The organism is Mesorhizobium metallidurans STM 2683, from assembly GCF_000350085.1.
GTDB classification, from domain to species: Bacteria; Pseudomonadota; Alphaproteobacteria; order Rhizobiales; family Rhizobiaceae; genus Mesorhizobium; species Mesorhizobium metallidurans.
The window spans coordinates 1-23,913 of sequence record NZ_CAUM01000039.1 but is presented as its reverse complement, the minus strand read 5'-3'; the positions used below and the strand labels follow the sequence as shown (position 1 = coordinate 23,913).

Sequence of the window (23,913 nt, the reverse complement as noted above, 5' to 3'; positions counted from 1 at the left end):
TTCCTTTGCCAAGGCTTCGCCTTTACCGGACGAGGAGAGGACGCCGACATTGAAGCCGTCGGCGGCGAGGCGTTTCGCCGCCGCCGCACCCATCCCCGAACCGCCCGCTGTGACGAGTGCTACTTTTTCTACTGACATGTGCGTTTCTCCACTTGCTGGCAGGTCACGGTTCACCTTCGAATGATTTCAGGATGTCCTACCATCCATACCACGAACATACCTCATCGGTCAGCTCGGCCAGCCGGACGGCGACGGCGTGCTTGCGAGCTACACCTTGCTGCACGACGCGCATGATTTCTGGCGGCAATTTATCGATGCAGCATTCCCGCCCGGTACAAGAAAGCCGACAAGGCACATCCGTTTCAGTCAAACGTCCCTAGCCATTGAAGCGGCCATCGCCGGCCAGGGTCTTGCTCTTGCCAGCCAGTTTTTCGTCGCGTCGGACATTGCTTCGGGAAAACTCGTCCGCGCGGCCGCAACGCAACTGCGTGTCGACGCGGACTTCTATCTTTTGCGGCCCCGCAAGCCGCGCAATCCAGCAACGGTGTCAGAGGTTCGGAACTGGCTTGCGGAGGTCTCCGGGGAAAAATGAAATCAGCGCGCTCCGGCATCAGTCGGGCGTGCAGCGGATGCGCGCCTTCCAGCAGTTTTGGGCTGCACACGGGAAACTTCGTATACCGGTAGCCAATCAGCCCAGAAGGTTGCGCGCCGTGCGCATGAATATCCTTGATCCGATCGGGATCAGATCGTCCGGAAAGTCATAGTCGGGATTGTGCAATGCCGGGTGCCGCTCGCCCGCGCCGAGGAAGAACATCGCCGACGCAGCACTATGGCCGAACAGGCCGAAATCTTCCGAAGCGCGCATCGGCAGGTCTTCCTCGCCGCGCGCAACGCCCTCTTCATCGAGGGCCTGCTCCAGATGCCGCACGGCATCCGGAGCGTTGACGCTGGCAACAAATATCTCGTGATAGTCGCAGCGGACGGAAAGGTAATGCTCGCCCGCGATCTTCGTAGCCAGCGCTTCCGCAGCGGCTATAAGCTCCGCCATGCGGTCGTCGCGCCGGGTCCGCAGTGTCGCCCAGACCTGCGCCTGACCGGGCGCAATGCCGAACACGGCTTCGCCCATCAGCGCATGGGTGACAGTCACCATGCTGAAATCGTCGTCGGCGAAGGTTCCGCGCCCGAGCGCAGGCAGCGCCGGCATCAGCTGACTGACCGCGATCATTGGCGAGACGCCCGTTTCGGGCATGGACGAATGCGCGGTCTTGCCTTCCAGCACGATCCGCATGCCGCGTGAGGCACAGTTGACCACACCGGCTTTGACCCGCACCTCGCCGAACGGCACGCCGGGCAGATTATGCAGCGAGAAAGCGTAATCCGGCGCGATCTCGCCGAAGCGCGGATCGGCGACGACGCCGGCGGCGCCATTGCCGGTTTCTTCCGCCGGCTGGAACATCAGCACGACGCGGCCACGGGCCGGTCTTTCGCGCCCCAACTGGCGGCCAAGCGCGGCGAGGATGGCTGTGTGGCCGTCATGGCCGCACATATGTGATTTTCCCGGCACCAGCGAGGAATGCTCGACGCCCGAAAGCTCATGGATCGGCAGCGCATCGAGCTCCGACCGGAACATGACCGTCGGTCCCGCTTGGCCGCTCTCATATATCGCCGCCACACCGTGGCCGCCCAATCCGCTCAGCACCTTGTCCGGCCTCGTATTGGCGAGGAAGCCGATGACCTCGCTCGCGGTCTTCTCCTCCTCATTCGAGATTTCCGGCTGCTGGTGCAGCTTGCGGCGCCACGCCGTAAGCTCGACAATGTCTCGATTGGTCAGGGTCACGTTTCTAGGACTCCGCTTGTGCTACAAAAATCCGAGGGCATGTGTCGGGATGGCCAAGGTTTGTTCGTCCTTAGGGCATCGATATGCAATCAGAAAGGACATACGATATGCCAAGCACTGTACGTTTGCACCGCGTTCTGGCGACCAGCCCGGAGAAGGTCTACCGCGCATTCCTCGAAGGCGATGCGCTTGCGAAGTGGCTTCCGCCGAACGGCTTCACCTGCACGGTTCATCACCTCGACGCAAAGGTCGGCGGCACCTTCAAAATGTCCTTCCGCAACTTCACGACGGGTGACAGCCACGCCTTCGGCGGCGAGTATGTCGAGCTCGTTCCCAGTGAGCGCCTGCGCTACACCGACAGGTTCGACGATCCCAACCTGCCTGGCGAGATTCAGGTGACCGTGATCTTGAAGAAAGTGTCGGTCGGCACGGAACTCGATATCACGCAGGCCGGCATTCCGGACGCGATTCCGGCTGAGGCTTGCTATCTCGGCTGGCAGGAGTCGCTTAGAAACCTGGCAAGACTCGTCGAACCCGAGATCAACCAATAGAACCCGGGCGCGAGACAACAGGCACGCGACAAAGCACATTCCCCTCAGCAACGCGGCCGCGTGCCCGCCGCCGCTGCCTGGCGTTGGCGGCTTCGCCTTCGCCGTCAAACTGGATGAAGGTCCGCCAGAACGGCTCCTGTTTCGCCCGACGCGGTAATAGCCTTTGAACGACGTTTTCGCCTCGCCGGTCACATAGGACCCGCCGGCCGTCAATTCCGTATCCATCGCATTGCCGAAATTCTTCGCGCAGCGTCTGCCATTGGCGAAATCGACGACGCCTTTCAAATTGCGGCCGCCGCCATGGCCGCCGAGACCGCGCGAAACGACCGGCTGGCTTCGCAGATGACGTAGTAGCGGCGCCCCAGCACGCCATTGCCCAAATCGCCGGGGCGTGTCGCATCCATGGCGAAATAGCAGGGGTTCTTGACGGCGCCCGCGCTCACTTTTTTCAGGTAAAGCGCGCGTGCCCTCTCCAGCACCACTTGAGCGATTTGACCGTCGCCATCGCTTATGTGGGTGCGCTGCCAGCCTCACAAAGCCAAACTCCCCTGCTCCGCCGCCTCGGCATTGGGGTCGCCAGGCGCCGTTGCCCAGGCGAGTTCGACCAGCGTCACGGTGCGTCGACCGGTCCCGTCGAACTGGCAGACGATGAGGCCCTGTTCCTCGATATAGGTCAGCAGACGCCGGGCACGGCGCAGCGAATGCGAGCCATAGGCACGGGCGATCGCCGCGTCGCTCGGGCAGGGCCAGCCCTCCTTTGCCGCGCGCGCGATCATCATGAACACGCCCTGCATATCCTCGGGCAGAAGCGAGGCGCGCACCGAGACATCCTGCCAGACGTCATCCCCCGCCAAGTCGGAGCCGAGGCCGGCGCGCGCCCGCGTCAGCATGCGGCGGAACTCCGGCAGATCGGGCACGGCCGAGGCGAGGCCCTCGATCCGGCAGCGGACCACGAACTCCTGATAGAGCACGCCGATGACACGGAACCCCGCATCCGGCTGCGCCAGAATGGCGCGCAGAACCCGATCGACGCGCTCGCGCCGCTCCGCCAGATCCTCGGCGCTGGTCGGCGCCTCCACCGGTTCGGGGCGGATTTCCAACGCCGCCGACTTCGCTGCCATCAATTGATCGAGCAGGTCCGGCGAGGATCGGCGCTGCGGCCGGACGGTCTCCGGTGGCGGCGCCGCCAGGATGATGGCGCGCGCATCCTCAAGCGCTGCTTCCGGCAGCGGCATCAGCCGCGGGGTGCCATTGCGCGGACTTGTATCCGTCGGGCCGATACGCACCCCGAGCGGACGGCGCGACAGCGCCGGGCCGAGCGCCATGAACTGTCCGCGCTCCAGGTCGCGAAAAGCCTCCGCCTGCCGCCGCTCCATGCCCAGAAGATCGGCCGCGCGCGCCATGTCGATATCGAGAAAGGTCCGGCCCATGAGGAAATTGGAAGCCTCGGCCGCGACATTCTTGGCGAGCTTGGCCAGCCGCTGCGTGGCGATGATCCCGGCAAGCCCCCGTTTGCGGCCGCGGCACATCAGATTGGTCATGGCGCCGAGCGAGAGCTTGCGCGCCTCGTCCGAAACCTCGCCGGCGACCGCCGGCGCGAAGAGCTGCGCCTCGTCCACCACCACCAGCATCGGGTACCAATGATCGCGGGCGACCTCGAACAGCCCGCCGAGGAAAGCAGCGGCACGCCGCATCTGGTTCTCGGCGTCGAGCCCTTCGAGATTGAGCACCGTCGAGACGCGATGGATGCGCGCCCGCTCGCCGGCGCTTTGCAGGCCGCGCTCGGTATGCTCCTCGGCATCGATCACCAGATGGCCGAAACGCTCGCCCAGCGACACGAAGTCGCCTTCGGGATCGATGATGGTTTGCTGCACCCAGGGTGCGCTCTGTTCCAGCAGCCGGCGCAGCAGATGCGACTTGCCGGAGCCCGAATTGCCCTGCACCAGCAGGCGGGTCGCCAGTAGCTCCTCAAGATCCAGCGCCGCCGGGGCGCCCGCGCTCGTGTGCCCCATCTCGATCGCAACGGTCATGTTTCGACTCTCCTTGGGGAGGGCTTATCAACCGGACCGCGGCCCGTCGAGCGCCCATGGTCGGCCGGCCGGTGTTCCACACCTATGCGGCGAAACCGCCACACTCCGGCCTGTCCCGGTCTCTTGGAAAAACGCCTATGCGGGCCCGATCGGCGGTAATTCAGGCGCATCCAGTCCCTTGAACGGATCGCGCCAGGCGTCGATCTCTTCAAGCTGACGGCACCATCGAGCGACAGAAGGATAATCGTAGAGCGGCAATCCGGCGACATCGTTGAAGGGCAGAAACGTCGCCATTCGAAAGTCGGCATAGGAAACCGAAGTCCCGACCAGCCATTGCCGCTTGAAGAGCTCGGCCTCGAGTATCGCCGCCGCAATGCGGAACTGCCCCAGCCCCTCCTCGATCTTTTCCTGATCGATCGGGCCAAGCCCATAGCGCTGCTTGGTCCCGCGTTCGAAATGCACGGTGTCGCAAGCTCTCACGAAGTTCTCCTTGCCCCAACTCAGCCATCGGATCATCTCGGGTTCGTCGTCGCCGGTGCGCCAGAAATCCGAATGCGCGTCGCGCGACAGCCGGCAAGCTATGGCGTCGGCCTCCCAGAGACTGTTTCCCGAGCCTGCCAGTATCGGCAATGAAAGATTGGGATTAAGCCGCCGATATCGCTCAACCTCTCCCGGCGCCATGGGTGAAGCGAATTCAAACTCGACATTCGCCTTGAGAGTGCGCGCCACCGCGACCGCCAGGCGAGGATTTGGATTGCGGCTGAACAACAGTTTCATTTCTAGGTTGGTCCTGGATGGTATCGGCTCGACCCTATCACAGATAGGACCGCGCCTTCGACCTCCTTCGACATTCGCGATGCCGCCTTTGCTGACTCAGCGAGGGGCCGATCGCGGTGATCACGACGAATAAAGAACGGCATCATCTGACTTGTGTCGCATGGCCGGCTGCTGGAGCGCGGTGCGCGATTATGAAACGGGTTCGATTCCCGTGGCTCCGGGCCGGAAAAGCAGCAGCGCGAGCCCGCCGACCAGCACCACATTGACCAAGGCAAGTGCTGACAGCACGGCAAGCATGCCGTGCGCGCCTAGCTGTTCGACCAGCAGCGCGCCCACGGAAGGGGCGGCGGCCTGAGCAATCAGGCTTGGCATGGCCAGACGACCCATAAGCCTGGCGTAGCCGGAGGCGCCGAACAGGGCCAGCGGCAACGTCCCCCTGGCAATTGATTCCAGGCCGATGCCGGCGCCGTAAAACGCCAGGGCCAACGGGACGATCGGCATTCCCATCCAGAGAGCCGACACCCCGATCGCCACACATCCGACCGATACGACCTTGGTCCATATCGGGTGGTGGTAGCGGGCAACAACCATCTCGATTGCACGCGCGCCGACCTGCGACGGACCGACAAGCGCGCCCAGTCCCACTGCAGCGGCCAGCGCCATGCCGTTCGCCTGGAGGACAGTCAGAAGGTGGACGGAGAGGGTCGAAGATATGACGGCCGCGAGCGTTATGGTTGTCGCCAGGATGACCATGACCGGTGTCGATCTCGTCCTTGGCCTGGAAGCCATAACCATGTTCTGGTCGGCTTGGCCGGCGGACCCGGCAACGCCGCGCGGCAGAATGAGGAGATACAGCGGGAGCGCGATCAGCAATTGCACGGCGGCATAGGTCAAGCATGCCCCGCGCCAGCCGATCTCCCCCATCAGAAAGGCTGAGAGCGGCCAGCAGATGGTGCTTGCAAAACCGCCGAACAGCGTAAGGCTGGTTATGGCCGATCTTGCTCCATGGCCATAAAGACGGCCCAGGGTCGCGAAGGCTGCGTCATAAAGACCAGCCCCCATGCCAAGTCCAATCACCAGCCAAGCCGCTATGTAAACGATCAGGTTGGGAGCGGTGGCCAGTCCAATCTGTCCGATCCCGATGAAAACGGCGCTGATCGCCAGAACGCTTCGCCCGCCGCGCCTCTCGATGGCGGCCCCTACATATGGCGAGATCAACCCGGCAATCAGCAATCCGAGGGACAGCCCTCCAACAACCCATGCCAGCGGCCAGCCTGTCTCGGCCGCGACCGTCGGCGCAATAACGGCCGGGAGATAGTAGGACGATCCCCATGCCATGATCTGTGTTACGCCCAACGCCGCGACGATCGTGCGGCGGCGGCGTATTACGGCCGTGGAAGGCGGCACAAGGCTCATGCTGCGACGCCGCAGCCGCATCCCGCCTTGCCTTCGGTCTTTGCCTCGGCGTCCGCGACGCAGCAGGCATCGACGGCCGCCGGCGCCGGCCCGCCGCAGCAACCTTGCGATGAAGTATTTGAAACAGGTACGCAAACGCCGGTCTCGGGCAACTCCAGTTGCACGGCATCGGCCGCAGCCATGTCGCCGGCGATCACAGCTGCGACCGAGCGGACCTGCTCGTAGCCCGTCAACAGCAGGAACGTCGGCGCCCGGCCATAGCTTTTGACCCCGACCGTGTAGAAATCCCGTTCCGGATGGCTGAGCTCACGGTGGCCATGCGGAGGCACGTCGCCGCAGGAATGTTCGTTGGGGTCGATGAGCGGGCCGAGCGCCTTGACGCTTTCAAGCCACGGATCGAGGTCCAGCCGAAGCTCTCGGGTCAAGGCGAGATCGGGACGCTGGCCCGTCGCGGCGATGATCCGGTCGACGGGACCGAGCGTGCGTAGTCCGTCCTTCGTCTGCCCCTCGACCATCAGACGGCGGTCGACCTCACGGATGGCAATTGTGGCAAAGCCCGTCACCAGCCGGACGCGGCCGCTCTCGACGAGATCGCGCGTATCGGAACCAAGCTCGCCCCGCGCCGGCAAGGCGTCGGCATCGCCGCCGCCATAGATGCGCACGAGATCGGTGCCGCGTGTTACCCAGAGTGCCGAGGTACCCGGTTCGGTTTGTGCCAGCCTGGCCAGTTCCAGCAAGGCATTGGCGGCGGAATGGCCGGAGCCGGCCACCAATGTCGTGCGGCCCGCATACAGGTGACGGTCCCGGCCGAGGACATCCGGTATGCCATAGGCGATCCGCTCGCCAAGCTCGATCTCGCCCTCGGCCGCAATACCGCCCGCGCCAAGCGGGTTCGGCGTCTGCCATGTGCCTGATGCATCGATGACCGCGCGGGCCGTGTCGCGCCGCTGGGCATCTGCCGTTTCGACCACAAGCATGAAGGGTTTTTGCTCGCGCCCCTTGCTCGGAACCTTGTCGGCGCCCCAGCGGGAAACGGCGACGACACGGGCATTGGTCTCGATCGATGGCGCCAGTTCGGAAAGCCTTGCAAGCGGAGCGAGATATTGCTCGACGATCTCGTTGGCCGTGGGGAATGCTTCCGGCTCCGGCATGTGCCAGCCATGGCTTTCAAGAAGTTTTCGGGCGACCGCGTCGACGCAATAGCGCCATGGCGTGAAGACCCGCACATGGCCCCAATCCAGAAGGTTCGACCCGACCCCTGCCCCGGCCTCATAGAGCTTGACCGGGAGACCACGGCTGATGAACTGGGCGGCGGCGGCCAGGCCAACCGGTCCACCGCCGATGATTGCGACCGGGAGATTGCTGTCGAGAACCATGATTCACCTTCTATCTTTCTAGGATTATGGAAATAGTCGGCAAAAAATTTACGCGGCCACCTCGCCGGAGGCCGGGCTGCAAGCGGCATCGGCGCAGCATTCATCGGCGAGAAAACCGAGCAGATCGCTCATCACGGGATAATTGGCACGGCAGATCAGCGTCGTGGCCTGGCGTTCCTGGGTGACCAGGCCGGTCAGGATGAGCCGGTGGAGATGATGAGACAGGGTCGATGCGGCGATGCCGAGCGTCTCTTGCAGATAACCCACCGGTCGCCCGGCCTCGCCTGCCCTGACCAGCGTGCGGTAGAGATTGAGCCGCGTCGGATTGCCGAGCGCCTCGAGCTGTTTTGCTGCTTGTTCGAGTTTCATGGAAATAAGCTAGCGCCTGGAGGTGCGTGGCGTCAAGCACTATTTCCAGGATTCTCGAAATATCGGACTTCAGATAATGCGCCGCCCCGACGCATCGATCACCACTTCGCCGTCTTCCTTGGTGAACGGCCCGATATCGCGATTGGGCAGGATGTCGAGAACCGCTTCCGACGGCCGCGCCAGAACGACGCCGAGCAGGCTCACCACGATCGGCCGGTTGATCAGGATTGGATGCGCCAGCATGAAATCGATGATCTCGCCGTCGCTCCATTTGGGATCGCCGAGCTTGAGTTCGGCGTAAGGCGTGCCCTTCTCGCGCAGCAATTCGCGCGGCGTCATCCCCATTGCCGCGATGAGCTCGGCGAGCCGCTCTCGCGACGGCGGGTTTTTCAGATATTCGATCACCTCCGGCTCCTCGCCGGATTGCCTGATGATGGCCAGCGTGTTGCGCGAGGTGCCGCAATCGGGGTTGTGGTAGATGGTGACGGTCATTCGGCGGCCTTCATCTGTCTGATTGGTTCGGCGAGCAGCCATCCGGCCAAAATCATCGCAAGCAGCGCGCCGACGAATTCGGCGAGGATGAACCCTGGCAGGTCGACGGGGCGGATGCCCGCGAACGTGTTGGAAAAGGCCCGCGCAATGGCGACGGCCGGATTGGCGAAGGACGTCGATGCCGTGAACCAGTAGGCCGCAGTGATGTAGAGCCCGACCAGCCAGGGAATTGCATCCGGGCGAAAGCGAAGACCCGTAAGGATGGTGAAGACAAGACCGAATGTCGCCACTGCTTCCGCAAGCCATTGTCCGCTTCCCGTTCTTGCCGTCTCTGCTATCTGCAGGATCGGCTGCTCGAACATGGCGTGCGCCAGAAACGTCCCGGCAAGGCCGCCCGCGACCTGCGCCAGGAGATAGGCCAGTGCGGCGTTCGCCCCTATTTCCCGCTTGAGCGCAAAGACCAGCGTCACCGCCGGATTGAAATGCGCGCCCGAGATCGGGCCGAGTATGGTGATCAGCACCACAAGCATCGCCCCCGTCGGCAAGGTGTTGCCGAGCAGGGCGACGGCGACGTCGTCGGTCAAACGGTCCGCCATGATGCCCGAGCCGACCACCGCGGCGACGAGCATCGCCGTGCCGAGCGCTTCGGCGACGATGCGACGGGAAAGATCAGCCGCCATGATCTCTAGCCGGCTATCGGAAGATTGCGGCCGATTTCATCAAGCCGCTTCTGCAGGGCAAGTTTGTCGATCATGTTCATCGGCAGGCTGACGAAGATCGAGATCCGGTTGTTGAGCATGCGATAGGCTTCGGCGAAGGCCAGATGCCTTTCTGCGTCCGTGCCCTCGACGGCAGCCGGGTCGGGCACGCCCCAATGCGCCGTCATCGGCTGGCCCGGCCAGATCGGGCAGGATTCATTGGCCGCGTTGTCGCAGACCGTGAAAACGAAATTCATCTCCGGCGCGCCGGGAACCGCGAATTCCTGCCAGTCTTTCGAACGGGCGAAGGACGTGTCGTGGTTGAGGGTCTGCAAGAGCTGGAGTGCGAACGGATGGACCGCTCCCTTCGGGTGCGAGCCGGCCGAATGGGCTTTGAATTTGCCGGCTCCGACACGGTTGAGAATGGCCTCGGCGAGGATCGACCGTGCCGAATTGCCGGTGCAGAGGAAAAGAACGTTGTAGGTTTCGCTCATAATATGCCTCCCTTCTAACACTTGCAGGTCACAGCCTGGATGACGGGCTGACAGAGCTCCGGCGCGCCGTTGCAGCAATCCTCCATGAGATAGGCAAGCAGATCGCGAAAGCCGGTCATGTCGGCGACATAGCGGATCGTTCGGCCCTCGCGCTCGGCACGGACGAGGCCGGCATGGTCCAGAACCTTCAGATGCGCCGACATGGTGTTCTGCACCGTATCGAGACGCGAGGCGATCTCTCCGGCGGGAACGCCGTCCGCGCCCGCCCGAACCAGCAAGCGAAACACTTCGAGCCTGGTGTCCTGGCCAAGCGCTGCCAGTGCAAGGAGAGCGGTCTTCTTATCCATATATCTATAAATCTATAAATCCAGAATTAAGAGTTCATATCGCCGACATATGACATTCAGATGACGACAGCCACCCCCAACACCTTCGCTTCACAAACGTTGGCCCGTCAACAATCTTAGCGGTCAAATCGTTCTGTGGCGGTGGCCCTCACGTGGCCGCTCGTACATCGTCACGGCGTCACCATCACGCTCGCAGTGTTCTTGCAAGTCGACCGGCTCGCGGCGAAACAGCAGGGCTCATCCCGCCTGGTACTCCTGCGACTTGAATGAAAGGTGCTTCACGCCTTCCGGAGCATCCGAGATCTTCCGGATATTCGCCCAGGTCTGCTTGTAGTTCGGCAGGATCAGCTCATTCGTGCCGGCATTGATGACGTTGCCCTGCACGCCGGTCGGGAAACCGAACAGCATGAAGGTCTCGCCCTTCCTGGCGGTCGGCGTCGGATAGACCATCGCCTGTGTCGAGCCGCTCTCGTTATAGACCTCAACCAGATCGCCATTCTTCACGCCGAGTTCGGCCATGTCGTCCGGGCTCATCTCGATGAAGGGAAATGGCCAACGATCCATCACGAACGCGCTCTCCTGATCGAGGAAAGCGTTTTGCCAAACCTGGTTCGCCCGGCCATTGTTGATGAGATACTTGTTATTTTTCTTTTGCTCCTCCTTGCCGGGAGCCTGCAGTCCGCGCCACTGCGCCTCCATGAAGGTCGCCTTGCCGTCCTTCGTCCCAAACTTGCCATCGGTGTAAAGTCGCTTGGTGCCAACGATCTTGCCGTCCTCGAAGGCAGTCGCCGGTTCCTGGAAGCCGTTGTTGCCCATGGCCTTCAACCGCTCATAGGTGACGAACTCGCCGCCGCCGGCATTTTTGTTGTAGCCGTCCATGAAGGCGTCTTCTTCTGTCTTCCAGTCGTAACCCTTGAACTGGTCGGCATAGGCGTTGTCGCCCATCTCGCGAAGGACCTTCTCCATGTGCTGGGCAAGCCCCGCCGCGATCATGCAGTCCGGCTTGGCATTGCCGGGCGGGTCCATGTAGCGCTCGACGAGACGCATCCGGCGTTCGCCATTCATTGACGTCAGGTTCATCTCACCGGATTCGGCCGCCGGCAGCCAGACATGGCTCGCCGCACCGATCTTCGATGGGATGATGTCGACGTCAACGGAAAACAGGCCGCCTGCTTTGATCGCGTCGGTGATCGCCTTTACCATCGCTTCACGGTCACCATAGGGCACGGCGTTCATCGCATCCTTCACGATGTCCGTACGCTTCTTGTAGACCATGTTGAACTGATGGGCGTTCAGCGTCGTCTTGTAGTGATCGCAGGCCCAGATGTGATGGACACCGCCCTTGCCTTCGATCAGCAGCTTGTCGACATAAGCTGCCGGCCGACCGACATGCGCATCCGAGGGTCGGACGTAGCCTTCCTGATGACCGCCCATACGCACGCAACCGCCGCCCTCGCGGCCGACATTGCCGGTGGCAAGCGCCACGTTCACTAGCGCCGCGTTGGTGCGGTAATTGTCGTTGCCCCAGATCAGGCCCTTCTCGTAGGCGAACATGGTCCGCCGACGCTTGCCTTCCTTGGGTTCGGCGATCCAGGCGGCCGACTGACGGATCTGATCGACGCTGAGTCCGGTGATCTTCGCCGCATCCTCGAGCGTGGTTTTGTTGGCGGCAAGCGCCTTGTCGAAGTCCTTGGTCGACGCGTCGATGAAGGCCTTGTCGACCCACCCCTCGTCAGCGATCTCGGTCAGCCAGGCGTTGAAGAGCACCATGTCCGTGCCGGAGTTGATGGCAAGGTGCATGACGTTGTCTTTGCCGGCCTCCGCCTCGGCCGCATTGACCGAAACCGTGCGACGCGGATCGACGAAGATAATACGTCCACTCGCGTGAGCTTCGTCCGGAAGCTGCGCCCTCTTCTTTTCCATCGAGGTTCCGCGCAGATTCGGAATCCAGTGGTTGAGGAAGTAGTTGGTCTGGGTTTCGAGCGGGTTGTTGCCGACAGAAACGATGGTGTCGGCAAGCTCCGCGTCTTCATAACAATTGTTGAGCTCGCCAACCCCCATGTCACGTGTGGCGTGAACTTCGGAGTTGTAGGCTGGCCGGTTGTGAATCCGGATGTTCTTCACCTTCATCGAGCCGAAATAGAGTTTGCCGGTTCCCCAGGTGTTTTCGTAACCACCAGCGGATCCGCCATGGTCAAAAACGGAAACGAAGAGCCCGTCTTCACCTTGATCCTTGACCACGGCTGCTGTCACGCGCGCAACAAGGTCGAGAGCATCATCCCACGATGTCGGCTGCATCTGCCCATAACGCCAGACCATGGGGCTCGTCAGTCGCTGCTGCTGTGAACCGCGGGCGGTGGAATAGCGCAATTCGCCCATACGCGCGCCGCGCACCGAGCCAAGACCGGAATTCACTTCGCAGTCCTTGTCAGGCATGAGCACAATATGGACATCCTGCCCGTCCTGCTTGACGATATTGTACATGGAGGGCGCATACCAGGCGTCGGTCTCAGCAGGTTGCTGCTCGGAAAGATCAACCCCGAAAGCGTTCGAGGCAGCATCGGTTCCGCCCTGCTTGTTGCTCGGCCAAGTGTAGGCGTGGTAGCCGCAGCCGACGATGCAGTAGTGGCAGGTGACGTTTTGCTTCTTCGCGTCCGCCGGGATGATCGGCAGGCGGTCGATGTGACGTTTGTAAGCCATATCCGATCCTCCCTTAAAGTACGTTGCTCAGACGACCGTAGAGCAGCTCATCCACGCCCTCGGCATAGATGTCGCCCTTGTCGTCGATGCGGAGCGCATATTGCGGCAGGTTTGCGGTCGACTGACCCCAGATCTGCTGCCCGCCGGCATCCGCGTCAAAGCGCGAATAGTGGCCGGGGCAATTGAAGCTGTGATCGTCGGCGTTGTAGTTCAGCGGAAAGCCTTTGTGCGGGCATGTGGTCGAGAACCCGACGATGTCGCCGTCCGGTCCGGCGCCGCCTTCCACTTTGGTCCCAAGCTTCAGCAGGACACCGGGAGCATTCTCATCAGGATAGCCGACGTCCAATGGCTCGTTCGGCTTCAAGTCGGCTATATTGGCCAGCTTGTGCGACGGGTAGTCGACCAAGGCCAGACCGGGCGCAGCCTTGGTCTGGGCTTGCGCCGGCAATGCCACGGCCGAGGCCATCCCTGCGGCGGCAAATGCCCCTCCCCTTAGAAATTGACGGCGTCCGACGTCGACCAGTCTGTTGCAGCGGTCCATGCATTCCTCCCATTTGGCGAAATCTCGTCGCCAGGAACTCTGCAACGCCTGTGCCAACCGGAAAAACCGTTGGTTTCATCGGGAAAGTTGAGGAAGGACGTGTCGCATAGTGTCAGCAACGTCCGGAAATCCGAACATGCTGCGCTGCCGAAGGTTCAGGAAGTCGAACGCACCCGATCCACAAGCCCGAGCCGCGTCATTTTCTCCCAGAGCGTCGTTCGGGAGATCGCAAGCAGACTAGCTGCTTTCGCAATTTGTCCGCCGGTTTCATCGAGCGCGCGTTCGATCTGGCGCCGCTCGGCGGCATCGCGAACATCGGCGAGAGGAACAAATGCCGCGTTACCCGGCTTCGTCGCCCGCTCCGGGAACAGGTCACCGGGCATGATCCATTCGCTGGTCGACAACGCCACCGCCCGCTCGACGCGGTTCCTAAGCTCTCGCACGTTTCCGGGCCAGGGATAGGCCAGAGCTGCCTCCTCGGCCAGTGCGCTGAACCCCCGGATGCGGGTATTTGACCGGCTCGCAGCATTTTCAAGAAACCTGTCGAGCAACCAGGCAATGTCTTCGTGCCGCTCGCGTAAAGGCGGTATTGTCACCGGCAACACCGCTAGCCGAAAATAGAGATCCTCCCGGAAGCTGGATGGTCGGTCGCGTTGGCTGAGGTCACGATGGGTGGCAGAAACGACCCGTGCACGGAACGTGCAGCACGTCTCGCCTCCGACCCGATTGAAACTTCCGGCCTCGATCAGCCTGAGGAGCTTTGCCTGGAGCGGCATGGGCATGTCGCCGATCTCATCCAGAAACAATGTGCCCTTTCCGGCTCGCTCGGCATAGCCGAGGTGCCGCTGTTGCGCACCGGTAAACGCCCCCTTCTCATGACCAAATATCTCGCTTTCGAGCAATTCGGCCGGGATCGCCGCACAGTTGACGGCGATGAATGGCTCGGCGCGCCGGGGTGAAACCTCATGCAGCAAGCGGGCGGCCACCTCTTTGCCGGAACCGGTTTCTCCGGTTATCAACACCGGCAGATCGTGTCCCGCATAGCGACGCAGAAGGTCTTCGGCATGCTGGATGGCCGGGGACTCGCCAAGGAAATAGCCTTTGAGGCGTAGCTGGCTATGCGTTGTGCGTCGTCCGGCATCGATGCGCCGCAGGAACTCTTCCATGGCAAATGGCTTGGTCATGAAATCGACGGCGCCGGATCGCATCAAGCGGACCGCCTGGTCAATCTCCCCATGGCCGGTCACGAATAGGAAGGGTGGCGAGTTCGGCAGGTTGGCAAGCTCGCTGAAAACGACCTCGCCGGAAATATCTGGCAAGCGGATGTCGCAGATCACCAGATCAAGAGAATCGGAAAGCCCCTCTATTCCCGAGATGGCGTCTCGCCCTGATTGCCACCATGTGACTCGCCAACCTTCGAGTTCAAGGCGTTGAACGATCGACCCTCCCATCACAGGATCGTCTTCAACGAGGCCGATACGGGCGGGGTCAGGCTGCATTGGCTTTTATGCTCTCCCCTTCGAATGGAATGGTCAGCGTGACCGCCGCCCCTCCATCTTTTTTGACCGCAATAGTGGCACTTCCTCCGAGATCGTCAACCACGCGACGAACCATCCAGAGGCCCAAGCCCCGTCCAGCCCGCACCGCAGGGCCAGGATCGCTGTCGATGAGAATTCCGGCAATCTCGGCCGGGATACCGGGACCTTGGTCGCCGATCTCTATACTCAAGTAGCTCCCCGAACTGTCCGCCTTCAGCGAAAGCGCTCCTCCTTCGGGCGTGACCGTGCTTGCGTTCAAAAGGAGATTCAGGACAGCTTGACGCACAGGCCCTCCCTTGATCGGCAATTCCCGCAACTCGTTCCAGACGATATTCCAGTCCAGCCGTTGCTGTTTTCGGCGCAGCTCTGGCTTCAGCAGGAGGCGGACGTCGTCAAGATCGTCGGCCGACAATGGGCGATGCGACCGTTCCGGTCGATAGGTCGCAAGCGCGGCCTCGACCACGTCCCGGATGCCGGCGAGGCCACGCTCGATCAGGCTTATCGACGTATCGCGAACACCAGGCGTTTCGCCATGCGTCTTCAGCGTATCCAAAGCGTTGAACAGCCCTCCCAGCGGATTGTTGATTTCATGAGCCATTCCGGATGCCAGTCGACCCAGGCTGGACAATTTTTCTTCCTCGGCGAGTTGCATGGCGAAATTTGCCCGCTCGCGCTCGGCATGGACGAGCGTATTGTAGCCGCGGAACAGCCCCGCCACTTCTGAATCTCCTTCCGGAATTTGGTTCGGAGAAATTGGCTCTGCCGCTCCGTGCGTCGCCGAGCGCATATGGTTCTCAAGGATCCGCATCGGTGCGATCATCTGCCTTACGATGACAAAGCCGCCGAGCGAAAACAGGACGGCCAGCACGCTGTTGGTCACCAGAAGAGTTACAAGAATCTCACGTCGTTCGGCGAACAGGTGCGACACATCGAATGTAGCGTGAATGGCGCCAATGGGCTGACCTTGGTAGACGAGTTCCCGCTTTGAAAAGCCAGTCAATGCGGCCTCATCGATCGTCACTATGCCTGGACCAAAGCGATTGAGATAGCTATCCTGCAGTCGCGAGAACGTGGCCATTCGATTGGGATCAGTAGCGGCAAGAATTCGACCATCCGAACCCGTTACGACCGTTTCGACTGGAGATAGCGCGGCGTACGAAGATGAAGATCGATCGAGCGCATCATAAACTTCCCAGACGTCGCCGCGCAGCACTGCCGGCAAGACTGCCGATGACAGGCCGTCGAGATACGTCTCGGCAAGGCCATTCAGGGAGCTCTCCTGTGTTTTCGAAAGACGATCGAGGACACGCTCGGAAATGGCTGCGCTGATCACGACCATCAGCAGCGCGACCATTGCCGGTACGCGAAAAGTGACCGGGATCGACCTGAATCGGCGGGTCGCGCTCATCCGAACTGCCTGACGATTTGAACTTCTGCCTCTATCGTGTCGAAGAGCGATGGGTCCGTTGCCTGGAATCCGTCCAGCCGAAGAAGGTCGAGAACTTTTTGTCCCTCGGGATCGCCATTCATTGAAACAAGGGCCTGCTGCAGTGCCTTTACTCTGGCATCGCCAGCCAGGGTTTTGGGCGAAGCCACCGGCGGGAACCCCAACCATTCCGATCTGCGAACGATCTCGGTCTGTTTGATCAGGTCGGGCTCAGTCTCGCGCATCACTTCATAGACATAACCGTCGACACTACCCGATTGCGCCAGACCCGATGCCACTGCTCGAACGACGTTCCGGTGCCCATAGGTAAAAAAGCTCCGTGAGAAGAAAAACTCGGGCGGGAGCTTGTTCTTCGCGAGAAGCGTCCGGGTTACCAGAAAGCCCGAGTTCGAATCCGGGTCAGAAAACGCATGAACATCGCCATTGAGTTCAGTCCAGCCGTCAACAGAACGGCCCGCGGCCGCAATCAGATAAGATTGGTAGAGCGGCTTTCCGTGCCAAACCGGCGTAGCAACAAGATCGAGCTCGGCCTTGTACTGGACGTACGGATAGCCGCAAATCCAGGCTGAGTGGATCCGGCCAGATACAAGCAGGGCGGTGATTTCCTGATAGGTTCGACGGGTCACGAGCTCGACGGGACCGCCAAGTTTGGATGAAAGATAGGTTCGTAGGTGACCGAGGAGCTCAAGGTCGTTGGAAAGAAACACTGGCGTCAGCCCAAACTGAAAAGTGCCAATTTCGGCACCGGATGCGTGGCTGAAAGTCAGAGCCGCCGTGCCGGCCAATCCTGCTTTGATGAAATCGCGACGGCTTTGACGCAGGTTCTTCTTTTCGCGGCCCACCACCGGCTCCTCCCATCCCGAAGTGATGGTAGAATATATCCAGAACGGTGAATGCGATAGCTGTCAGAAATTTGTCGGCCTTTGCTTCGTCGACTGAAGAGTATCTGCCGTGGACAATCATAAAGCGGCGATATCAATGTGAGGTGACATAGTGGACCGGTTCTCCAGAGGATCTCGACAGGTACTTTGAAAGTCGATTGCCGGTAGTGTTGGACGCCGGGCTGCCTGCGAAGCCAGGCGCATCCCTCTTCACTGCACCACAGGCTTCGACGCCAGCCGTGGGCCGGTCTTGACGTCAACGATCGCGGGCTTGCCGGCATCGATCGTGCCGTCCCAGCCGCCGCCGAGCGCCTTGTTGAGCGCGATGTAGTCGGTGGCGATGGCGATGCGGCTTTGCAGCAGATCGTCCTCGGCCGAGTACAGCGAGCGCTCCGCGTCCAGCACTTCGAGAAGGCTTGTCTCTCCGGCCTTGTAGAGCGTGCCTTCGAGGCGCGCCGCGTCTGCGTAGGATTTCGCGGAGGAAGCCAGCTTGCCGTTCCTGATGCGCTCCTGGCGTAGCGCAACGAGAGCGTTTTCCACATCCTCGAGTGCCGTCAGCACGGACGACCGGTAGGCGATGAAATACTGGTCGCGCTGGGCTTTGGCGACCTCGACGGCCGCCTTCAGCTGGCCGGCATTGAACAGCGGCACGCTGAGCGTCGGCCCGAAGGACCAGCCGATCGAGGAGTTCTTGCCGAGATCGCCGAGCTTGAAGGCTGACGTGTCGATGTTTCCCGTCAGGCTGACCGAGGGGTAGCGTGCCGCCTCGGCCTGGCCGATCTTGGCGGTGTATTGCGCGTATTGCCGCTCGGCCATGCGCACGTCCGGGCGGGCGAGCAGAATGTCGGCCGGAATCCCGGCCGGGATCGGCAGGCGCGGCGCAGGAATCGGCGCGCCGCGCTTCAGCCGCTCGTTCAGGGCGGAAGGCGGCCGGCCGGTGAGCACCGAGAGGCGGTGCACCGCTTCGGCATAGCCTGCTTCCAGCGTCGGAACGTCGGCCTCCGTGCTGCTTGCCTGTCCCATGGCCTTGGCGACATCCGCCGCCGTCGCCGTGCCGGCTTGCGCCATGGTGCGGGTGAGCACCGCGGTTTGCTTTTGCGAGGCGGCCGCGCGCCGGGCGAGCTGAATACGGGCCTGATAGCCGCGCGCCTGCGCATAGCTGGACGCCACGTCGCCAACGAGCGTCAGCAGGGTTGAGCGCAGCTCCTCCTCGGAGGCATCCAGCCCATAGCGCGCTGCCTCGACGCCCCTGCGGTTGGCGCCGAACAGGTCGAGTTCCCAACTGGCATCGAAGCCGGCCTGGTACAGGCTGTAGGGATCGCTGCTGCTCGATGTGGACGAGCTGTCCTTGCTGCGCATGGCGGAGCCGGAGCCGTCGATGGAGGGGAACAATGTGCCGATGCTCTGGCGATAGCTGGCCCGCGCTTCGCGGATCCTGGCCTTGGCGGTTGCGACGTCGAGATTGCCGGCAACCGCGTCCTCGACAAGCGTGTTCAACTGGGGATCGCGCAGGCGCTGCCACCATTTCGACAGCTGGGCCGGCCTGGCGGCCTTTGCCGGCTTCTGACCGCTCCAGTTCACCGGCATAGGCAGGAGCGGCTTCTGATAGTCCGGGCCGACTACGCATCCCGCGAGCAGGACAGCGGTGAAAATCGGCACGACCGTCCGCCTCGCGGCCACCGAGCCACGTTCAAAACCTGTCATATGAAGAACCCTTATTGCTGTTTGGCTGTCGCTGGCGTCTCGCCCGTATGCCCGGTATCCTGCTTGGCCGCCTTGCCCCTGAAGATGCGCCGCACCGTCACGAACAGCAGCGGCACCAGGAACACGCCGATCACCGTCGCCGCGATCATGCCGCCCATGACGCCGATGCCGACCGAGTTCTGCGCCCCCGAGCCGGCGCCGCTGGCGATCGCCAGCGGCGTCACGCCGAGGATGAAGGCCAGCGACGTCATCAGGATCGGCCGCAGCCGCTGTCGCGCCGCTTCCAGCGTCGCCTCGACGAGCCCCATGCCGGCGACTTGCCGCTCGATGGCGAACTCGACGATGAGGATGGCGTTCTTGGCGGCAAGGCCGATCGTGGTCAGCAGCCCGACCTTGAAATAGACGTCGTTGGTCTGGCCGAACAGGCTGGCCGCCAGCAGCGCGCCGAAGATGCCGATCGGCACCGAGAGCATGACGGCGAACGGGATCGACCAGCTTTCATAGAGCGCGGCCAGGCACAGGAACACGACCAGCGCCGAAATCGCATAAAGCGACAGCGCCTGGTTGCCGGAAAGCCGCTCCTGGTGCGACAGCCCGGTCCATTCGTGGGAATATCCGGCAGGCAGCTGCGCCACCAGCCTGTCGATCTCGTCCATCGCAGCACCCGAGCTGACGCCCGTGGCCGCCGCGCCCTGGATCTCGACCGCGGCCGAACCATTGTAGCGTTCGAGCCTGGGCGAGCCGAATGTCCAGTGGCTCGAGGCGAAGGCCGAGAACGGCACCATGGCGCCGTTGGAATTGCGGACCTGCCATTTATCCAGGTCTTCCGGCTGCATGCGGAAGTTCGCGTCCGCCTGCAGATAGACCGGCTTCACCCGTCCGCGATCGATGAAATCGTTGACGTAGTCGCTGCCCCAGGCGGTTGAGAGCGTGTCGTTGATGTCGGCGAGGCTGACGCCGAGCGCGCTGGCCTTTTCCTGGTCGATGTCGACCGAGAATTGCGGCTGGTCCTCCTGGCCGTTGGGCCTTGTGTTGGCGAGCAGCTTGCTCTGCCCGGCCAAGGCCAGAAGCTGGTTGCGCGTCTGGATCAGCGCGTCATGGCCGGTGCCATTGACGTCCTGCAGATAGAAATCGAAACCATTGGTGTTGCCGAAGCCCTGGATGGCAGGCGGAGCGAGCGCGAAGACCTGGGCGTCCCTGATCTTGGAGAAGGCGCCCATCGCACGGCCGGCTATCGCCTGCGCCGCCGAAGCCGGCGATGTGCGCTGGTCGAAATCCTTCAGCCGCACGAAAGCGATACCGACATTCTGTCCGGCGCCGCCGAAGCCGAAGCCGGAGGCGGTGAAGACACCTTCGACCGCGTCTTTTTCCTGGTTGAGATAGTGGTCGGTCACTTCAGTCAGCACTCGCTCGGTCCGGTCCTGCGTCGCGCCGACCGGCAGCTGCACGCTGGTGATCAGGATGCCCTGATCCTCTTCCGGCAGGAACGAACTTGGCAGCCGGGCAAACATCCAGCCCATGGCGATGACGATGGCGAGGAAAACGACGAGGAAGCGCTTGCCCCTGTTGATGATGCCGTGCGAGCCGTCGCGATAGGCGAGCGTGCCGCGATCGAAGACGCGGTTGAACCAGCCGAACGGACCTTTCTGCGTCGCATGGTCCTTGGGCGGCCGCAGAATCGTGGCGCAAAGCGCCGGCGTCAGCACCAGCGCGACCAGCACGGAGAGCACCATCGCCGAGACGATGGTCACCGAGAATTGCCGGTAGATGATGCCGGTGGAGCCGCCGAAGAAAGCCATCGGCACGAACACGGCCGAGAGCACTGTGGCGATGCCGATCAGCGCGCCGGTGATTTCGTTCATCGATTTGCGCGTCGCCTCTTTCGGCGGCAGGCCTTCCTCCTGCATCACGCGCTCGACATTCTCCACGACGACGATGGCGTCGTCGACGAGCAGGCCGATGGCCAGCACCATGGCGAACATGGTCAGCGTATTGACCGAATAGCCGAACAAGGACAGCACGCCGAACGTGCCGAGCAGCACCACCGGCACGGCGATGGTCGGGATGATGGTGGCGCGCAAATTCTGCAGGAAGACGAACATCACCAGGAACACCAACACGATCGCCTCGGCCAGCGTCTTGACCACCTCTTCGATCGACAGCCGCACGAACGGCGAGGTGTCGTAGGGATAGACGACCTCGACCCCTTGCGGGAAGGTCGAACTCAGGCGGGCGATCGTCGTGCGCACCGCCTCGGCGGTGTTGATGGCGTTGGCGCCGGTCGCCAAATTGACGGCGACGCCCGCTGCCGGCTTGCCGTTGTAGTTGGCTTGCGTCGTATAGCTTTCGGCGCCGAGTGCGACGGTGGCGACGTCGTTGAGGCGAACCAGCGACCCGTCCGACTGGCTCTTCAGGATGATGTTGCGGAATTGTTCGGCGGTTTGCAGCCGGCTTTTGGCGGTCACCGTTGCATTGAGCTGCTGGCCCTTGCGCGCCGGCAGGCCGCCGAGCTGGCCGGCCGAAACCTGGGTGTTCTGCGCCTCGATCGCCGAAGCCACGTCGCTCGGCATCAGGGCATATTTGGCGAGTTGGTCCGGGTCGAGCCAGATGCGCATGGCATAGCCGGAACCGAAAAGCTGCGTCGAGCCGACACCTTCGACGCGCTTCAGCGTGTCGTTGACGGTGGCGTCGACATAGTCGGCGAGATCGGTCGAGTTCATCTTGCCGTCGCTGGAGACGAAGCCGATGACCATCAGGAAGCCGGTCGAGGATTTGGAGACGGTGATGCCGTTGCTCTGAACCACCTGCGGCAACTGAGACTGCACCAGCTGCAGCTTGTTCTGCGTCTGCACCTGGGCGGTGTCGGGATCGGCCGCCGTGGTGAAGGTCAGCGTGATCGAGGCCGAACCGGTCGAGGTCGAGGTCGCCGTCATGTAGTCGAGATTGTCGATGCCGGTCATGCCTTGCTCGATGACCTTGGTCACCGAATTTTCCACCGTCTGGGCGTCGGCGCCGGGATAGGTCGCGCTGATGTTGACCGTGGTCGGCGCAATCTGCGGATATTGCGAAATCGGCAGCGAGGTGAGCGCCAGCAGGCCGCCCAGCATGATCACGATGGCGATCACCCAAGCAAAGATCGGTCGGTTGATGAAGAATATGGACATTCGCTCAGTTCCCGGTCGAGGCGCCAGGCGCCGTTGGTCGACCATCGCTGGCCGGCTTGGAAGAGGCCGGCACGGCTGATGTCTGCTCGCGGTCCTTGACCTCGCCGGTCGCCTCGTCGATCGTCACTTCGACACCCGTTGCGTCGCCGCCGGGACGCACGAGCTGCATGCCCTCGACGATGACGCGGTCGCCATCGCCAACGCCTGAATCCACCAGCCAGTTGTTGCCGACGCTGTTGCGCACGGTGAGCACGCGGGTCTCGACCTTGCCCGCGGCATTGATGACCATTGCCGTCGCCTCACCCTTGGTGTTGCGGCTGACGGCGCGCTGCGGCACCAGGAAGCTGTTCTGGGCGACGCCCTCCTCGACCAGCGCCCGCACATACATACCAGGCAGAAGCAACCGGTCCGGATTGGGAAACTCGGCCCTCAATGCGAACGTGCCGGTCGTCTGGTCGACATTGGCGCCGGCGAATTCCAGCTTGCCGGTCTGCGAATAGATGGTGCCGTTGTCGAGCTTCAGCTTGACGCTGACATTGGGGCCGCTGAACTTCAGCCGACCCTCATTGATGGCCTGGCGAAGATTGAGCAGATTGGTGCTCGATTGCGTGACATCGACGTTGATCGGATCGAGCGCGCGTATGGTGGTCAGCACGGTGTCCTGGTTGGCGGTGAGGAGCGCCCCGGGCGTCAGTGAGGATTTGTCGATACGGCCGGCGATCGGCGCTGTGATATTGGTGTAGTTGAGATTGATGCGGGCGGTTTCGACGCTGGCCTTGGCCGACGCGACATCCGCGTTGGCCTGTGCCAGCGTTGCCGCGGCATCGTCATAATCCTGTTTGGAGACGACGTTCTGCTTCAGCAATCCGGCATAGCGGTCGAACTTGGCCTGCGCGGTCGGCACTGCAGCCTCCGCCTTCTGCCGGGCCGCGACCGCGCTGTCATACGCTGCCTGGTAGCTCGCCGGGTCGATGAGGTAGAGCGGCTGCCCGACCACCACCTCGCTGCCTTCCTTGAACAGCCGTGCCTGGATGATGCCGTTCACCTGCGGACGCACATCCGCGGTAAGCGAAGCTGTCGTGCGGCCCGGTAGTTCGGCGGTGATCGCCACCGATTGCGGTTGCAAGGTGACGACGCCGACCTCAGGTTTGCCGACACCGCCCATGCCTGCCGGGGGTTTGCTTTGCTCCTGCGAGCAGGCCGCCAGAAGAAGCGCCGCGCACAGCATGCCGGCCCAGGGCGCGAGCCGGCGTGCCGGCAGCGGAGAATGACTAGACTGGATGCGCATGGCCTGGATCTTTCCCTGAAATTGCTGAAGCCGCCTGGCTGCCGGCATCGGATGGTTCCACCAGGAGCCGGTTGAGATGCCGGCCGAGGAAGCGCTGGATGTCGTCCATGACGAGGAGGATCGAGTTTTGGCCGCGACGCCCATCGGCATCAGTATGCCGATCAGCGGCGATATGCCAAGCGCCTTGCCGGTGATCGGCATGAAACCGAGTGCACCGCCGACCGACAGCGGCAGCGCCACCAGGATCGACTTGCGCGATGAAC

Annotated in this window: 21 protein-coding genes and 1 pseudogene; 2 read left to right on the top strand and 20 right to left on the bottom strand. The window is 62.4% G+C overall.

Annotated features, from left to right (window positions below):
* Positions 1-138: SDR family NAD(P)-dependent oxidoreductase (locus MESS2_RS33230; RefSeq protein WP_157357636.1), on the bottom strand; the 138-nt coding region annotated here is incomplete at its 3' end.
* A 118-nt stretch (positions 139-256) separates the two neighbouring features.
* Between MESS2_RS33230 and MESS2_RS07560 the strand changes: the two genes are divergently transcribed.
* On the top strand, positions 257-592 hold the full coding sequence (locus MESS2_RS07560; protein WP_008873572.1) for a LysR substrate-binding domain-containing protein: 336 nt from the start codon (positions 257-259) through the stop codon (positions 590-592).
* 96 nt (positions 593-688) lie between these two features.
* Here the strand turns inward: MESS2_RS07560 and MESS2_RS07555 are convergent, their stop codons facing one another.
* Entirely contained in the window at positions 689-1,837 is a 1,149-nt protein-coding gene (locus MESS2_RS07555) for an amidohydrolase (RefSeq protein ID WP_008873571.1), read from the bottom strand.
* Between the two features lie 107 nt (positions 1,838-1,944).
* Here MESS2_RS07555 and MESS2_RS07550 point away from each other — a divergent pair, with 107 nt between their 5' ends.
* On the top strand, positions 1,945-2,388 hold the full coding sequence (locus tag MESS2_RS07550; RefSeq protein ID WP_008873570.1) for an SRPBCC family protein: 444 nt from the start codon (positions 1,945-1,947) through the stop codon (positions 2,386-2,388).
* Positions 2,389-2,421: 33 nt separating this feature from the next.
* Here MESS2_RS07550 and MESS2_RS31930 read toward each other — a convergent pair.
* From MESS2_RS31930 to MESS2_RS07460, 18 genes and pseudogenes are all read right to left on the bottom strand, one after another.
* A pseudogene (locus tag MESS2_RS31930) lies at positions 2,422-2,897 on the bottom strand (hypothetical protein); the annotation flags it as partial.
* A gap of 21 nt (positions 2,898-2,918) precedes the next feature.
* Positions 2,919-4,418 (bottom strand): helicase HerA domain-containing protein, encoded by a 1,500-nt coding sequence (locus MESS2_RS07540; protein ID WP_008873568.1) that lies wholly within the window; start codon positions 4,416-4,418, stop codon positions 2,919-2,921.
* A 135-nt stretch (positions 4,419-4,553) separates the two neighbouring features.
* Positions 4,554-5,195, bottom strand: a complete 642-nt coding sequence (locus tag MESS2_RS07535; RefSeq protein WP_008873567.1) for a glutathione S-transferase family protein — start codon at positions 5,193-5,195, stop codon at positions 4,554-4,556.
* Between the two features lie 189 nt (positions 5,196-5,384).
* Positions 5,385-6,611: an MFS transporter gene (locus MESS2_RS07530; protein WP_008873566.1), complete on the bottom strand. Its 1,227-nt coding sequence runs from the start codon at positions 6,609-6,611 to the stop codon at positions 5,385-5,387.
* Complete coding sequence (locus tag MESS2_RS07525) at positions 6,608-7,987, bottom strand: NAD(P)/FAD-dependent oxidoreductase (RefSeq protein WP_008873565.1); 1,380 nt, start codon at positions 7,985-7,987, stop codon at positions 6,608-6,610. The genes MESS2_RS07530 and MESS2_RS07525 overlap by 4 nt, the downstream gene beginning before the upstream one ends.
* A gap of 48 nt (positions 7,988-8,035) precedes the next feature.
* Positions 8,036-8,356, bottom strand: a complete 321-nt coding sequence (locus MESS2_RS07520; protein ID WP_008873564.1) for an ArsR/SmtB family transcription factor — start codon at positions 8,354-8,356, stop codon at positions 8,036-8,038.
* 69 nt (positions 8,357-8,425) lie between these two features.
* Entirely contained in the window at positions 8,426-8,848 is a 423-nt protein-coding gene (gene arsC, locus MESS2_RS07515) for an arsenate reductase (glutaredoxin) (RefSeq protein WP_008873563.1), read from the bottom strand.
* Positions 8,845-9,528, bottom strand: coding sequence for an aquaporin (locus MESS2_RS07510; protein WP_008873562.1), 684 nt, complete (start codon positions 9,526-9,528; stop codon positions 8,845-8,847). Before MESS2_RS07510 ends, arsC begins: the two co-directional genes overlap by 4 nt.
* A 5-nt stretch (positions 9,529-9,533) precedes the next feature.
* Entirely contained in the window at positions 9,534-10,040 is a 507-nt protein-coding gene (locus tag MESS2_RS07505; protein ID WP_008873561.1) for an arsenate reductase ArsC, read from the bottom strand.
* 14 nt (positions 10,041-10,054) lie between these two features.
* Positions 10,055-10,387 (bottom strand): ArsR/SmtB family transcription factor, encoded by a 333-nt coding sequence (locus tag MESS2_RS07500; RefSeq protein WP_008873560.1) that lies wholly within the window; start codon positions 10,385-10,387, stop codon positions 10,055-10,057.
* A gap of 237 nt (positions 10,388-10,624) precedes the next feature.
* Positions 10,625-13,087, bottom strand: coding sequence for an arsenate reductase (azurin) large subunit (locus MESS2_RS07495; protein WP_008873559.1), 2,463 nt, complete (start codon positions 13,085-13,087; stop codon positions 10,625-10,627).
* 13 nt (positions 13,088-13,100) lie between these two features.
* Entirely contained in the window at positions 13,101-13,628 is a 528-nt protein-coding gene (locus MESS2_RS07490; RefSeq protein WP_008873558.1) for an arsenate reductase (azurin) small subunit, read from the bottom strand.
* A gap of 155 nt (positions 13,629-13,783) precedes the next feature.
* Positions 13,784-15,127 carry a sigma-54-dependent transcriptional regulator gene (locus tag MESS2_RS07485; RefSeq protein ID WP_008873557.1) on the bottom strand — a complete coding sequence of 448 codons (1,344 nt, stop codon included), beginning with the start codon at positions 15,125-15,127 and terminating at the stop codon, positions 13,784-13,786.
* Positions 15,117-16,574: a sensor histidine kinase gene (locus tag MESS2_RS07480; RefSeq protein ID WP_008873556.1), complete on the bottom strand. Its 1,458-nt coding sequence runs from the start codon at positions 16,572-16,574 to the stop codon at positions 15,117-15,119. The genes MESS2_RS07485 and MESS2_RS07480 overlap by 11 nt, the downstream gene beginning before the upstream one ends.
* On the bottom strand, positions 16,571-17,458 hold the full coding sequence (locus MESS2_RS07475; protein WP_008873555.1) for a PhnD/SsuA/transferrin family substrate-binding protein: 888 nt from the start codon (positions 17,456-17,458) through the stop codon (positions 16,571-16,573). Before MESS2_RS07475 ends, MESS2_RS07480 begins: the two co-directional genes overlap by 4 nt.
* 246 nt (positions 17,459-17,704) lie before the next feature.
* The gene (locus MESS2_RS07470; RefSeq protein WP_008873554.1) at positions 17,705-19,198 is read right to left on the bottom strand and encodes an efflux transporter outer membrane subunit; all 1,494 of its coding nucleotides are present in this window, start codon (positions 19,196-19,198) and stop codon (positions 17,705-17,707) included.
* An 11-nt stretch (positions 19,199-19,209) separates the two neighbouring features.
* The gene (locus tag MESS2_RS07465) at positions 19,210-22,362 is read right to left on the bottom strand and encodes an efflux RND transporter permease subunit (protein ID WP_008873553.1); all 3,153 of its coding nucleotides are present in this window, start codon (positions 22,360-22,362) and stop codon (positions 19,210-19,212) included.
* Between the two features lie 4 nt (positions 22,363-22,366).
* The gene (locus MESS2_RS07460; RefSeq protein WP_040592457.1) at positions 22,367-23,650 is read right to left on the bottom strand and encodes an efflux RND transporter periplasmic adaptor subunit; all 1,284 of its coding nucleotides are present in this window, start codon (positions 23,648-23,650) and stop codon (positions 22,367-22,369) included.
* Positions 23,651-23,913: the final 263 nt, after the last annotated feature.